11 protein-coding genes are annotated in these 13,296 nt (G+C 69.9%); 3 read left to right on the plus strand and 8 right to left on the minus strand.

Features of this window, described 5'->3' with window-relative positions:
- Window positions 1-11 precede the first annotated feature (11 nt).
- The 4 genes from VFX14_15855 to VFX14_15870 are packed head-to-tail and all read right to left on the minus strand — an operon-like array spanning window position 12 to window position 5,235.
- A complete protein-coding gene (locus VFX14_15855) occupies window positions 12-1,229 on the minus strand; it encodes an MFS transporter (protein HEU5191160.1) in 1,218 nt (405 codons plus the stop codon).
- Between the two features lie 21 nt (window positions 1,230-1,250).
- Complete coding sequence (menC, locus tag VFX14_15860) at window positions 1,251-2,366, minus strand: o-succinylbenzoate synthase (protein HEU5191161.1); 1,116 nt, start codon at window positions 2,364-2,366, stop codon at window positions 1,251-1,253.
- A gap of 9 nt (window positions 2,367-2,375) precedes the next feature.
- A complete protein-coding gene (locus tag VFX14_15865; GenBank protein HEU5191162.1) occupies window positions 2,376-3,572 on the minus strand; it encodes a CoA transferase in 1,197 nt (398 codons plus the stop codon).
- Between the two features lie 16 nt (window positions 3,573-3,588).
- A complete protein-coding gene (locus VFX14_15870; GenBank protein HEU5191163.1) occupies window positions 3,589-5,235 on the minus strand; it encodes a thiamine pyrophosphate-binding protein in 1,647 nt (548 codons plus the stop codon).
- Between the two features lie 123 nt (window positions 5,236-5,358).
- On the opposite strand from VFX14_15870, the gene VFX14_15875 reads away from it, so the two are divergent.
- Window positions 5,359-5,751: a hotdog domain-containing protein gene (locus tag VFX14_15875; protein ID HEU5191164.1), complete on the plus strand. Its 393-nt coding sequence runs from the start codon at window positions 5,359-5,361 to the stop codon at window positions 5,749-5,751.
- Between the two features lie 25 nt (window positions 5,752-5,776).
- Here the strand turns inward: VFX14_15875 and VFX14_15880 are convergent, their stop codons facing one another.
- From VFX14_15880 to VFX14_15895, 4 genes are all read right to left on the minus strand, one after another.
- Window positions 5,777-7,120, minus strand: a complete 1,344-nt coding sequence (locus VFX14_15880; protein ID HEU5191165.1) for an adenylate/guanylate cyclase domain-containing protein — start codon at window positions 7,118-7,120, stop codon at window positions 5,777-5,779.
- Between the two features lie 210 nt (window positions 7,121-7,330).
- Window positions 7,331-8,542, minus strand: coding sequence for an aminotransferase class I/II-fold pyridoxal phosphate-dependent enzyme (locus VFX14_15885; GenBank protein ID HEU5191166.1), 1,212 nt, complete (start codon window positions 8,540-8,542; stop codon window positions 7,331-7,333).
- Entirely contained in the window at window positions 8,542-9,888 is a 1,347-nt protein-coding gene (thrC, locus tag VFX14_15890) for a threonine synthase (GenBank protein HEU5191167.1), read from the minus strand. The genes VFX14_15885 and thrC overlap by 1 nt, the downstream gene beginning before the upstream one ends.
- Window positions 9,889-9,926: 38 nt before the next feature.
- Window positions 9,927-11,012 carry a zinc-binding dehydrogenase gene (locus VFX14_15895; protein ID HEU5191168.1) on the minus strand — a complete coding sequence of 362 codons (1,086 nt, stop codon included), beginning with the start codon at window positions 11,010-11,012 and terminating at the stop codon, window positions 9,927-9,929.
- A 119-nt stretch (window positions 11,013-11,131) separates the two neighbouring features.
- On the opposite strand from VFX14_15895, the gene VFX14_15900 reads away from it, so the two are divergent.
- Together VFX14_15900 and VFX14_15905 are read left to right on the plus strand one after the other, a co-directional pair.
- Entirely contained in the window at window positions 11,132-11,677 is a 546-nt protein-coding gene (locus tag VFX14_15900) for a carboxymuconolactone decarboxylase family protein (GenBank protein HEU5191169.1), read from the plus strand.
- A gap of 29 nt (window positions 11,678-11,706) precedes the next feature.
- Window positions 11,707-13,293, plus strand: coding sequence for a hypothetical protein (locus tag VFX14_15905; protein HEU5191170.1), 1,587 nt, complete (start codon window positions 11,707-11,709; stop codon window positions 13,291-13,293).
- Window positions 13,294-13,296: the final 3 nt, after the last annotated feature.

Raw genomic sequence — 13,296 nt, forward strand, 5'->3', positions numbered from 1 at the left:
CTGAAGCGCGCCTAACGGATCGCCCGCAGCCGCGGGGACGCCAGCAGAAGGAGCGCGTTCGCCGCGACCATCCCGCCGCCCACCAGCACCGCGAAGCGCGCGTCGACCAGCGCGGCCAACACACCCGCGAGCAGGCCTCCCAGCGGCATGAGGTTCCAGCAGAGCGAGTAGAGGCTCATCACCCGCCCGCGGAGATGGTCGGGCACGCGCTGCTGGAGATAGGTGCTGGTCTGGGTGAGGTAGAACGTGTTGCAGAAGCCCACCAGCACCAGGAGCGGCCACGCCATGCGGATGTGCGGCGCATAGGCGAAGGCCATGAGGACGAAGCCGAGCGCGGCGGCGCCCGCGAAGAGCCACGGCCCGCGGCGCGTGATACGTTGCGCGACCGTCGCCACCGTGAAGGTGGCGGAGAGCGCGCCGATCCCGTGCGCAGCCTGCAGGAGACCATAGCCGGTGGGCCCCATGCCGAAGTAGGTGTCGGCGAAGATGGGCAGCAGGGTGAGATAGGACATCGCGAACAGGCTGTTGAAGAGTGACAGCCCGATCAAGCTCGCGAAGATCATGTTGCCGGCGACGAAGCTGAGCCCCGCCGCGAACTGGCGCAGCACCCGCTGCCCGTCGGGGGTGCGGGGCGCGACCTCCAGTCTGATGCGGCTGTACAGGGCGAGTGCCGCGAAGGAGCCCGCGGCGGCCATGGCGAAGCCCACCCACCCGCCGAAGGCGGCGATGAGGAGGCCGGTGATGGACGGCCCGATCATGCGCCCGGCCTGCCAGGGGATGGAGCCGAGCGCGATCGCATTCGCCAGCCGAGCGCGGTCGATCAGCGACGGGACCAGGGACATGCGGCTCGGCTCGTCGAAGGCGCGGAAGATGTTGCTCAGCACGGCCAGGGTGAGGAGCGCGCCGAGCCGCGCTCCGCCCAGCACGGTGAGCGCGAGGGCGACGCTCAGCGTGAGGGCGGTGAGGATCTGGGTGACGATGAGCAGCCGGAGGCGATTGACACGGTCGGCCAGGACGCCGCCGAAGAGCTGGAACACGACCAGCGGCACGCCCTGGGCCAGGCCGAGATAGGCGAGCGCGAGCGGATCGCGCGTCACCTCCCAGACGATCCAGGCGAAGGTGACGTACTCCGCCCGGTGGCCGAGCACGTAACAGACGAGCCCGAGCCAGTAGTGGAGGTAGTTTCGCCCGCGCAGCGCGGAGAAGGTGGACGCCCCGGCGGTCGTCACTGACGCGGGCGAGGTCTCGAGCTAGGCGCGATACGTCGCGTGGTCCACCGTCCACCGCGCGAGGAGATCGGGATCCGGCTCCTGCGCGATGCCCGGCACCGTCGAGGTCGCCACCTCGCCCCGCCCGCTCAGCACGATCTCGGGCTTGCCGAGGTCGTTCGTGTAGAAGTACGAGGACGGGAAGATGTCGCCGGGATAGGTGAAGTTCGGCAGGGTCGCCAGCTCCGCACAGATCTGGCCGCCCACGCCGCTCTCCAGCATGCCGCCCACCCAGCAGGGGATGCCGTGCTCGGCGCAGAGGGCCTGGATGTCCCGCGAGGCGGCGAGCCCGCCCACGCGCGCCATCTTGATGTTGATCACACGGCAGGCGCCCAGCGCGATGGCCGCGCGCACGTGGGCGAGGCTCTGCGCGCTCTCGTCCAGGCACACCGGCGTCTCGATCTGCTTCTGGAGCGCGGCGTGGTTGACGAGGCTCGCGCCGTCGTCCTGGAGCGGCTGCTCGATCATGGCGAGGCGGTAACGGTCGAGCGAGCGGAACAGCGGCGCATCTGCGATGGTGTAGGCGGCGTTGCAGTCGATGTGGAAGGTGTGGTCGGGGAAGGTCGCCCGCACCGCGTCCACCATCTTCACGTCCCAGCCCGGGCGGAACTTGAGCTTGATGCGCGGGAAGCCGGCGTCGATCGCGCCCTGGACCTTCGCCATCAGCTCGTCCAGGGTGTCCTGCACGCCGAAGTCCGCGCCCACCTTCACGCGGTCGCCCTTGCCCCCGAGGGCCTCGTGGAGCGGCACGCCCAGGCGCTTGGCCTCCAGCACCCACCAGGCGATCTCGAGCGCGGCGCGCGCGAACTGATTGCCCTTCACGTCCGCGAGGCGCTCGAGCAGGGCCTCCGCGGAGTCCACCTGCTGGCCGATGACCTTGGGCGCCATGAGCTCGCGCACGGTGAGAAAGGCGGCGGCGGTGTACTCGGAGGAGTAGCCGGGGAACCACGGCGGGCAAGACTCGCCCCAGCCGTGGAGGCCGCCGCTCTCCATGCGCGTCAGGATGGTGTCGGTGGCGAGATGATCACCGTACGACGTACGGAAGTTGATCGCGGTGGGGATGCGCACGCGGTAGATGTCGAGGCGGTCTATTCTCATGTGTTTTCCTCAGATGACGCCGTCGCGGCGCAGCGTGTCCAGCTCCGCGGTGTCGAGACCCAGGTGCTTGCCGTAGATCTCCGCGTTGTGCTCGCCGAGCAGCGGCGCCCGTGTCACCTCGGTGGGCGACTCGGACATGCGCACCGGGTTGCCGGGCATGGGGTAGGGGCCGCGGCGCGGGTGCTCGAGGTCGGTGATGAAGCCGCGGGCGCGCAGATGCTTGTCGGCGAGCACCTCGGTGGAGTCGAGCACGGCGCCGCAGGGGATGCCCTGGCCGGCGAGGATCTCGAGCACCTCATGCTTGTTCCGGTCCTTGGTCCACGCCTCGATCATGGCGTCCAGCTCGTCGATGAACGCGACGCGGTCGCGTCGGTCGGCGTAGCGCGGGTCGGAGCCGAGCTCGGGCCGGCCCACGATGCGGCACAAGGTCTTCCACATCTCGACGGTGGCCACGTGGATGAACACATAGTCGTCGGGCCCGCCGCCCTTGCAGCGATAGAGGTTCGACGGCGCGGCGGTGGCCGAGCGGTTCCCCTGACGCCGTGCCGGCTTGCCGCTGGCGTAGGACTCCCGCAGGTGGATGCGCAGGAGGTTCACCACCGCGTCCTGCTGGGCCACCTCGATCTGCTGGCCAACGCCGGTGGCCTGGCGCTGGATGATGGCGGCGAGGATGCCGATGGCGGCGTGGAGACCCGCGCCGGTGTCGGCGAGGCCGCCGATAGCCTTGGTGGGTGGGCCGTCGGGTGAGCCGGTCATACTCATGGCGCCCGCCATCGCCTGGGCGATCCACTCGAAGCTCTTGTAGCTCTCGTAGGGCCCGCCCGCGCCGAAGCCCTTCACGGAGACGCTGATGATGCGGGGATTCAGCTTCCGGAGCGCCTCGTAGCCGAGGCCCAGGCGGTCCATGGAGCCGGGGCCGAGATTCTCCACCACCACGTCGGCGCTCTTGGCCATCTCCTCGAACATGGCGCGGCCGCGGGGCGACTTGAGGTTCAGCGTCACCGCCTTCTTGCACGAGTTCAGCAGCAGGAAGAACCACGCGTCTTCACCACGCTTGTCGGAGAGCGCGGTCCGGCCGGGCTCGCCGTCGGGCGGCTCGATCTTGATGACCTCCGCGCCCAGCCACGCGAGCATCTGGGTGCAGGAGGGGCCCGCCTCGTACTGAGTGAGGTCGAGCACGCGGATCCCGTCGAGGGCTCTGGACATGGCGGGCCTCCGCGCCTTACGTCGTGTACGCCGAGAAGCGCACGGTCTGGGCGCGCGCCTTCGAGTCCGTGATCACGTTGACCACCGCGGGCTTGCCGGAGGCGAAGGCGCGCTCCAGCGCGGGGCGGATGTCGTGGGGCTTCTCGACGAACTCGCCGTGCGCACCCAGCTCCTGCGCCACGCGGTCATAGCGCGTGTGGCCAAGGTTGCGCCCGGGCTTGGGGAGCGGCCGCGTCCACGGCGCGTCCGCCGTCCAGCCGCCGTTGTTGCTGATGACCACCACCACCGGGATCTTGTGGCGCACCGCCGTGTCGATCTCCATGGCGTTGATGCCGTAGGAGCCGTCGCCGTGCAGCACCAGCACCTGGGTGTCGGGCTTGGCCACCTTCGCGCCCACCCCGAAGGGCAGGCCGACGCCCATCGTTCCAAAGGCTCCAGAGTTCAGGCGATGTCCCGCGGTGTAGGTGGGGATGGCCTGACGGCCGTAGTTGAGGATCTCCTGGCCGTCCACCACCAGGAGGCCGTCGCGCCGCATGAAGTCGCGCACCTCCTTGCAGAGGCGCAGGGGGTGAATCGGCGTCTGCTCCACCGACATCGCCTTGTCCTGCTCGGCGCCCTTCTCGGCATCCAGCGTCCGGAGCTTGCCCGTCCAGGCGGCGTAGCGCTTGGGCGAGAGCTTGCCCTCGGCTTCCGCGCCGAGCTGCTCCAGCACCGCCCGGGCGTCGCCCGCGATCGGCACGTCGACGGCGCGGTTGTGGCCGAGCTGCGTGGGGTTGATGTCCACGTGAATGACCTTGAGGTCGGGGCCGAAGCGCGGCGGCCGGCCGAACTGGATCATCCAGTTGAAGCGCGTGCCCACGACCAGCACCACATCCGCCTCGGTGAACGCCTTGCTCCGCGCGTTCAGGAATGCGAGCGCGTGATCCTCGGGGATGAGGCCGCGCGAGATCGGCGTGGTGTAGAAGGGGATGCCGGCCGCCTCCACGAAGGCCTGGAGCGCGGCGGCGCCATCCGACCACCACACCCCGCTGCCCGCGATGACCACCGGGCGCTCGGCCTTGGCCAGGAGCGCCACCGCCTCGCGGATGGCGCCGGGGTCGCCGAGCGTGCGCGGCGCCGGCTTCCATGGGCCGGGATAGCGCATCTGCTCCTCCTCGACCTTCTCGCCGAGGATGTCGCCGGGCATGTCGATGTACACCGGGCCCGGCCGGCCCGTGGTGGCCTGGCGGAAGGCGGTGTCCACGATCTCGGGAATGCGCTTGGCGTCGTAGATGCGCTCCGTCCACTTGGTGATGGGCTTCATGAGCGCGACCTGGTCCACCTCCTGGAAGGCCTCCATCCCGAGGAACACGCGCGGGCTCGAGCCGCCGATGGCGACCAGCGGCGCGCAGTCGGTCCAGGCATTGGCCACGCCGGTCGCGAGGTTGATGGCGCCCGGGCCCGAGCACGCCATGGCCACGCCAGGCCGGCGGGTGACGCGCGTCCACGCGTGCGCGGCCAGGGCGGCCGCCTGCTCGTGGCGCGTGTCGATGGCGCGGATGCCGAGCTTGATGCAGGCGGCCTCGGTCTCCAGCATGGGCCCGCCCATCAGGTAGAACATCGTGTCGACACCCTGCGAGCGCAGGGACTGCGCCAGCACCTCGGATCCCGTGATCGTGGCCATGACCAGTCCTTTCGGGAGGTTGGACGGGCACCGCTCGGACGAGAGCGATTCTACGGGGGCATGCGATGGGGGTCAATGCGCGGGCCGTCCGCATTCGCGTACACTCGGGTGCGGGAGGACGGCATGGAACAGCGCACCCACGAGAAGATCGCCGCGCATCTGTGCGGAACGCCGCTCGCGATTTCGGAGGGCCGGGCCCGCGTGGCCCTGGAGGTGAGCGCCGAGATGGCCGCCGACGGCCGCGGCCTCGCCCACGGCGGCTTCACTTTCGGCCTGGCGGACTACGCGGCGATGCTGGCGGTGAACGAGCCCACCGTGGTGCTGGCCGGCGCCACGCTGAAGTTCCTCGGTCCCGTGGTGGTCGGCGACCGCGTGGAAGCCGAGGCCGTCGTCGATCGGCAGGAAGGTAAGAAGCGCTGGGTGAAGGTGACGGTGCGGCGCGCGGGCCAGCCGGTGCTGGAAGGCGAGCTCTTCGCCGTCGTGCCCGACCGCCACATCCTCGACGGGAAAGGGTAGCCGTCGCCTGCCGCGGCGAGCCTCCTCACTCCGCTCCGAGCGCGAACAGCGGCCACTCGCCGGGAACGCCCTTGAGCGCGTGAAGGCCGCGATCCTGGAAGCGCAGACCCGACCCGATCGCGAGATCCTTCACGGTGCCGGAGACGAGAATCTCGCCCGGCGCCGCTTGCGCCTGGATGCGGGCGCCGATGTGCACGGCGAGCCCCGTGAGCGAGCGCCCCTGCAGCTCGCACTCGCCGGTGTGGACACCGACGCGTACGTCGACTCCGAGACGCTTCACGCTGTCGCGCACGCCACGGGCGCACTCCAGCGCGCGGGCGGGCGAGTCGAAGCGCACGAAGAACCCATCGCCCGCGGTGTCGATCTCGACGCCCTCGCAGCGGAGGATGTGACTCCGCACGTCACTACGATGCTCGGCGAGCAGCGCACGCCAGCGCGCATCGCCCAGATTCGCGGCGCGCTCGGTGGACCCGACGATGTCGGTGAACAGCAGGGTCGCGAGAACGCGTTTGGACTCGGCCGACTTGCGCCGCTGTCGCCGGGACTCGTCGATGATCTGGCCGGTCCCCTGCGCGGAGGCGGCGAGCGCCCCAGCGGCGTCGTAGAGCTGCACGTCGGCGGTCACCAGATTGCGATCGCGGAGCCGCCCGGTGACCTCCGCGCGCAGCCGCCTACCGTCGGCGGGCAGCGCGCGAAATAGGTAGTTCGAATGCGTCAGACCGACGAACGACTGGCCGGGCTGCAGGAGCCTCCAGGCGGTGGTCAGCGTCGCCGTGTTCGCCAGCGCCGCGATCGCCCCCGGCGCGATCGAGCGTGAGAACCCGCACAGCCACTCACTCGCGGGCATGCTCATCGTCAGGCTCTGCTCCGTCTTTGATTCGACGCGGACCCCGATCAGCTCGGAGAAGGGCGGGATCAACCGACCCTCGAGGTAGGCGTCGAGCAGCGCGAGGTTGTCTCGGCCGTCCGTCGACGTGACCTCGCCCTTCACCGCCCTCAGATACGGATCGGGAGTCGCGTAGGCCGCCTCCTCCACCGGGCGGAGCACCTCGGGCGGGGGCGGCGGCGGGGGCTCGACCGCTCGTATCTCGCACTGGCTGCTGCCCTGGGCGACTCGGCGACCCTGCGGATCCTCGATCTCGACTTCCACGGCGATGAAGAACCGGCTTGCGTTCGCCACGCGTGCGCGGACGAGCAGGTTGCCGGGTTGAACACGGGCCGGCCGGAAGTAATTGAGCGCCAGTGTGATGGGCTCCGCGTCCAGTCCGGGCGCCAGCGTGGTCGTGGCGGCGCCGGTGACGGCGGCTTCGGTGAGGATGGAAATCTCCAGCTCCCCCGAGGCCAGCCCCAGCCATCCCGTGGCCGGCATGATCCAGGTTCCGGAGCCCGGTCCCACATGCGCCGGACGGATCCCCAAGAGGCGCGTGAGTGGAGGGGACGGCAGCTGACCGAGGCTGAGGGCGCGAATACGTTCGATCCCCGGCAATGCCCAGAACCACGCCGGGGGAACTTGCCCTCGCGCCGGTTCCTCGATGATCACGGCGGACAGGGTGTGGGCGAGCGTTTCGCCGTCGTGAGGCTAGACGCCCGCGAAGGCGCGGTCGAGGGCCTGCGCGAGGTCGGCGACCAGGTCGTCGGCGTCCTCGATGCCCACGGAGTAGCGGATCAGGTTGTCCTTGATCCCGATCTCCAGGCGCTCCTCGGTGGTGAGCTCGTAGAAGCTCATGATGGCGGGCTGCTCGATGAGCGTCTCCACGCCACCGAGCGACACCGCGAGGTGGGGGATCCGGCAGGCGTCGACCACGCGCGACGCCGCGTCCAGATCGCCCTTCACCTCGAAGGACACCACGCCGCCGTAGCCGCGCATCTGCCGCTTGGCCACCGCGTGCTCGCGGTGGCTGGGCAGGCCGGGGTAGTGGACGGCGGCGACCTTCGGATGCCCGGCGAGGAATTCCGCGACCGTCTGGGCGTTGGCGTTCTGGCGCTCGATGCGCAGCGCGAAGGTCTTGATGCCGCGGACCAGGAGGTAGGCGGCGAAGGGATCGACGATGGCGCCGGTGATGCCCTGCAGCGAGCGCACCGCGCCCACCAGATCCCGCGAGCCCAGGATGGCGCCGGCGAGGAGGTCGTTGTGGCCGCCGAGATACTTGGTGGCCGAGTGCATCACGAGGTCCACGCCCCACTCGAGCGGCCGCACGTTGTATGGCGTGGCGAACGTCGCGTCGATCACCGTCTTGACGCGGTGCTTGCGCCCGATGGCGGCGAAGCGCTCGAGGTCCAGCACGCGGTTGTAGGGATTGGTCGGCGACTCGCTCAGCAGCACCCGGGTCGTCGGGCGGATGGCGTCCTCCAGCGCCTCGTAGTCGCCCGCGGGCACCGTGGACACCTCGATGCCATAGCGCGCGAGCGTCTGGTTGAGGAACTGCCGCGTGCGCCGGTAGCTGTCATCCGTCACCACCGCGTGGGTCCCCCGCGAGAGCATGGCGAAGAGCGCGGTGGTCATGGCGGCCATGCCGCTCGAGAAGAGCAGGCAGTCGCCCGCGCCCTCCAGCGCCGCGAGCTTGGCCTCGGCGATCTTCTGCGTGGGGTTGCCGTAGCGCCCATACTCGACGCGCTCGATCTTGCCGTCGAAGTGGTCCTTCAGCTCCTGGGTGTTGGCGAAGGTGAAGGTGGCGGTCTGGATGATGGGAGTGGCGAGCGAGTTGGCGGGCTTGGGCCGGGGCTCGCCGCCGTGCACGGACAGCGTGCTGGGCCCCAGCGGCTTCTGCGGCGGCTCGACGGGGTCGGGCATCAGGACACCAGCAGCCGCGCCTTCTCGACGTGGCGCGCGATGGCCCGCGCCACCCGCTTGGGATCGGCGGGCAGCTCCACGGGCTTATTCCGGTGGGTAGGCTTGATGCCGGCCAGCTCGCCCATGTGATAGGCGGCCTTCTGGTCGGCGAACTTGAGCCCGTTGGCGGTGGAGATGACGACGACACGCTCGCTGGAGCGGATCACCTTCTTGTCCACCAGCTTGCGGAGCGCCGCGAGGGCCACGCCGGTGTGCGGGCAGTTGAACATGCCGGTGCGGTCAGCGCGCGCCGCCTCATCCGCCAGCTCCTGCTCCGACGCCTGCTCGACCACGCCGTTGAACCGCTGCAGCGTACGGATGGCGCGCTTGACCGAGACCGGGTTGCCGATCTGGATGGCCATGGCCAGCGTGGACTGGGCGGCGATGGGCTCGAACGTCTTGAAGTCGTTCTGGAAGGACCGATAGAGGGGATTGGCGCGCTCGGCCTGGGCGAGGCAGATGCGCGGCAGCTTGTTCACCAGCCCCAGCTCCTGCATCATCACGAACCCCTGGCCCAGCGCGTGCACGTTTCCGAGATTGCCGCCCGGGATGATGATCCAGTCCGGCACCTCCCAGTCGAACTGCTGCACGATCTCGATGGCCACCGTCTTCTGCCCCTCGATGCGGAGGCTGTTCATCGAGTTGGCGAGGTAGATCCGCTTCTCCTTGGTGATCTCCTGAACGATCGTCATGCAACCGTCGAAGTCGGTGTCCAGCGAGAGCACCAGCGAGCCGTTGGCGAGCGGCTGCACGAGCTGGGCGATCGACACCTTGTCCTTGGGGAGCAGCACGACCGAGGGGATCCCGGCGAAGGCGCAGTAGGCGCCGAGCGCGGCGGAGGTGTCGCCGGTGGAGGCGCACGCCACCGCGTCGATGGGCACGCCGCCCGCGATCATCTGCTTCACGACCGAGACGAGCACGGTCATGCCGAGATCCTTGAAGGACCCGGTGTGCGAGTTCCCGCACTGCTTCACCCAGAGGTCTTCGACCCGGAGGCTCTTGCCGTACCGGTCCGCCCACAGGAGGTTCGAGCTGCCCTCGTACATCGACACGATGTTCTCGTTGTCGAGGAAGGGCACCACCCATTCCTTCTTGCCCCACACGCCGGAGCCGTAGGGATAGGCGTTGCGGCGATAGCGGTCGTCGAAGAGCTGGATCCAGGCCGCGGCGGAGCGCGACTTCAGCGCCTCCATGTCGTGCTGCACCTCGAGGAGGTCGCCGCAGGTCGGGCAACGGTAGATAACCTCCCGGAGGTCGTATTCCCCGGGGCAGCCATTGATGCAGGAGAACCACGCGTTGTACGCCATGGGTGCGTCCAGTATAGCGCCTTCCCTTCGGCGGGATGTCAGGCGCGCCAGGGCTCCACGATGATCTTGGCGTGCCGCTCCGGCGAGGCGAGCTCGGCGAAGGCGCCGGCCACACCGTCCAGCCCCACGTGCCCGGTGATGAGCGGTGCGGTGGGGATGGTGCCTGCGGCGATGTGGGCGAGCGTCTGCTCAAACTCGTCCGCGGTGTAGCCCAAGACGAACTGGAAGGCCAGCTCCTTGCTGATGCCGAGCATGGGATGAATGGTGTCGGGCTCCATGCACACGCCCACCACGACGATGCGGGTCCCCTTCGGCGCTGCGCCCATGAGCTGATCGAGCACGCCGGGGACCCCGACGCACTCGAAGACCACCGCGGGCCGCCGCGCGGGGCCGGGGATCCAGGGCGGGAGCACCGGCGCGCGGGCGGGATCGCGCCAGGCGGCCACCTCCGCCCAGCGCGTCCACGGCGTGTCCTTCGCGGGATCCACGACCACATCCGCGCCGAGGGCCTCGGCGAGCGCGCGGCGGCGCGGCGAGAAGTCGGCGGCCACGATGGGCCGCGCCTCGGCGAGGCGCAGCGCCGCGATCACCGCCAGGCCCACCGGGCCGCAGCCGATCACGAGTGGCGCGTCGTCCGGCGTGAGCCTCGCCATGTTCACCGCGTGGAGCCCCACCGCCATGGGCTCGGTGAGCGCCGCGTGGTCCGTCGTCAGGCCCTCGGGCACGGGCAAGAGACGCGACTCGGTGAGGCGCATGTACTGGGCGTAGCCGCCCGGCGTCTCGTTGGAGTAGCCCACCGTGCGGACGCCGTCGGCGCGGATCAGCCCGGGCACGGAGCAGACGCGCGCGCCGAGCGGCAGGCGCTTCTCCGTGTCCGGTCCGAAGGCCACCAGCTCCGCGCAGAACTCGTGCCCCATCACCACGTCACGGCCGAGGTCCATCACGAAGCGGCTGCCGACCCGGCGCGCGTTTTCCACGAACCGATCCGCGTGCTTCAGGGCGTGAAGGTCCGAGCCGCAGATGCCGCAGGCCAGGGTCTTCACCAGCACCTCACCCGGTCCAGGGTCGGGAACGGGGAGGTCGGCCACGAGGATCTTGCGGTCTCGCATGACGGCGGCGCGCATGGCGCTCTCATGGTGCACGGGCCGGCGTGTCTCGTCCAGCCCCTCGCCCCAGAGGCCGAGCCGCCGTGGGATCGAACCCCCCCATTGGCCAGGGACATCGCGACAGGTAGAATGCCGCCATGTCCCGCTTCCCGGACCTTTCCCCCGACCGGATGACGGAGGGCCAGCAGCGCGTGGCGGCGGCCATCGCCTCCGGGCCCCGGGGCGGCGTCCGCGGCCCCTTCGCCGTGCTGCTGCGGAGCCCCGAGCTGGCCGATCGCGTGCAGAAGCTGGGCGAGCACCTGCGCTTTCATTCCTCGCTGCCGGCCCGCCTCAACGAGTTCGCCATCATCATCAACGCCCGCTTCTGGGAGTCGAAGTACGAGTGGTTCGCCCACCGGCCCCTCGCGGTGAAGGCCGGCCTCGCCGAGGCCATCGCGGACGCGGTGGCGAAGGGCCAGCGGCCGGACGGCATGAAAGAGGACGAGGCGCTGGTCTACGACTTCTGCACGACCCTGCATCGCCGGCACTTCGTGGATGATGCGTTGTTCGAGCGCGCGAGAACGTTGCTGGGCGAACAGGGCGTGGTGGATTTGATCGGCGTGAGCGGCTACTACACGCTGGTCTCGATGGTGCTGAACGTGGCGGAGATCCCGCTGCCCGCGGGAACGCCGCCGCCGTGGTAGTGACCCGGTAGCGAAGGAGGATCCGACCCATGGCCGTGATTGCGAAGGATGCCGCGCTGTACGCCAAGCTCGAGGAGCGCATCCTCGCCCGCGATCAGGTCGGGGCCAGCCAGGTCTTCTACGATCTCGTGCGCGCGGAGCGGCCCCTCACCGAGATCGTCCGCGAGACGGTTCGCATCCACGCCCCCTACACGCACGTGCCGTATCACCAGCGTATCGACAACGGGTTCGTGCGTTTCGTCAACAACGACCACTGCCTGCTCAGCTCGCGCACCAGCGTGCGCCTGCCCGCCTATCTGCCCGCGTCGCACCGCTACCTGCCCATGGCGCAGACGATCTGGTACGTGCCCACGGGACTCGACCCCTGGAATCAGCTCCTGGGACGCGCGCCCGGTCACTACGGGCGCCGCGCCTACAAGCCCGATCCGAACCGCCCGGTGGTGGCGCCCGAGCGGCACTGGGCCGACCAGGAGCCGCTCCGGCTCGAGGGCCCGTTCGCCGAACGGCTCAATCACTGGCTCACGCTCGTGCAGCGGGGCGAGGTGCTGACGGCGTATCGCGTGTTCCTCGGGCTCTTCGAGGAGCGCGAGCGCCGGCGCGAGTTGCTCGCCCACCTCGTCTTCGCGGGACTCATCGATGTGCAGGACCGCGTGTTCCTGAACCGGTCGTACACCACCGGCCACAAGTCCTATCGCGCCCGCGCCACTGTGGAGCTGGGCGACTCCGTCGGCTGGGACGATGCCCACGACGTGCTCTATGCGGGCGTGCCCGACATGGCGGTGGGTCCGCGCTGGCACTCCGCCTACGAGATGGCCTGCCAGGTCGCGTGGACGCAGCTGGCCGAGCCCGAGGCGCGGCCCAAGTCGTCGATGGAGCCGTCGCCGGGCCGCGTGGTGGAGCAGCGTTTGCTGGCCAACGACGCGCCCCTTTCGCCCGCCGAGTCCGAGGAGCTGATTGCCGCCGTCATGGGGCCGTCGGAGAAGGCCTGGATCGAGACGCTCACCGCGCTGCTCCTCGCCGGCAAGGCGCCGCGGCACATCCTCGACACCATCCAGATCGCCTCCGCGCGGGTCATCCTGACCGCCGGGCTGCCCGACAATTTCTCGATGCCGCAACACAGCTACGAGTACGTGAACACGATGGGGTGGTTCTTCGACACCTTCGAGCATCCGCATCGCACCAAGCTGCTCTACGTGGCGGGCTCGTTCGTCCATCAGGCCGCGGGCTGGGTGCGCGACACGCCGGGCAATGCCCCGAACGACGCGCCGGCGCCGGCGGGCGCGGGCGCGCTGGCGGCGGCGCAGATCCTCGAGCGTCTGGACGCAGCGCAGATGGCGCTCAAGACGGACGAGAGCGTGGCATGGACGCGCGCCTACCTCGCGGCCGGCCACGACCGCGGGCCGCTGGTCCAGACCCTCGCCCTCGCCGCGGTCAAGGAAGGCAATGACCCGCACAACCAGGAGATCGGCCTCTGCCTCCTGGAGGACTACGGCCATACGCGCGCGCACGACAAGGACACGCTGCTCCTCGCCTGCGCGCATCACACCGCCGGGCACGTGAAGTTCGGCGATCCTCTCGAACCCTACAAGCGCTTCGCGGAGGCCTTCGGCGTCTAGCGT

The organism is Candidatus Methylomirabilota bacterium, assembly GCA_035764725.1.
Lineage (GTDB): Bacteria > Methylomirabilota > Methylomirabilia > Rokubacteriales > CSP1-6 > DASRWT01.

Excerpts from the sequence above, each read along its gene's own strand:
- menC (HEU5191161.1), bottom strand. The coding sequence starts at position 2,366 with ATGAGAATAGACCGCCTCGACATCTACCGCGTGCGCATCCCCACCGCG.
- VFX14_15865 (HEU5191162.1), bottom strand. The coding sequence starts at position 3,572 with ATGTCCAGAGCCCTCGACGGGATCCGCGTGCTCGACCTCACTCAGTAC.
- VFX14_15870 (HEU5191163.1), bottom strand. The coding sequence starts at position 5,235 with ATGGCCACGATCACGGGATCCGAGGTGCTGGCGCAGTCCCTGCGCTCG.
- VFX14_15875 (HEU5191164.1), top strand. The coding sequence starts at position 5,359 with ATGGAACAGCGCACCCACGAGAAGATCGCCGCGCATCTGTGCGGAACG.
- VFX14_15880 (HEU5191165.1), bottom strand. The coding sequence starts at position 7,120 with ATGCCGGCCACGGGATGGCTGGGGCTGGCCTCGGGGGAGCTGGAGATT.
- VFX14_15885 (HEU5191166.1), bottom strand. The coding sequence starts at position 8,542 with ATGCCCGACCCCGTCGAGCCGCCGCAGAAGCCGCTGGGGCCCAGCACG.
- thrC (HEU5191167.1), bottom strand. The coding sequence starts at position 9,888 with ATGGCGTACAACGCGTGGTTCTCCTGCATCAATGGCTGCCCCGGGGAA.
- VFX14_15895 (HEU5191168.1), bottom strand. The coding sequence starts at position 11,012 with ATGCGCGCCGCCGTCATGCGAGACCGCAAGATCCTCGTGGCCGACCTC.
- VFX14_15900 (HEU5191169.1), top strand. The coding sequence starts at position 11,132 with ATGTCCCGCTTCCCGGACCTTTCCCCCGACCGGATGACGGAGGGCCAG.
- VFX14_15905 (HEU5191170.1), top strand. The coding sequence starts at position 11,707 with ATGGCCGTGATTGCGAAGGATGCCGCGCTGTACGCCAAGCTCGAGGAG.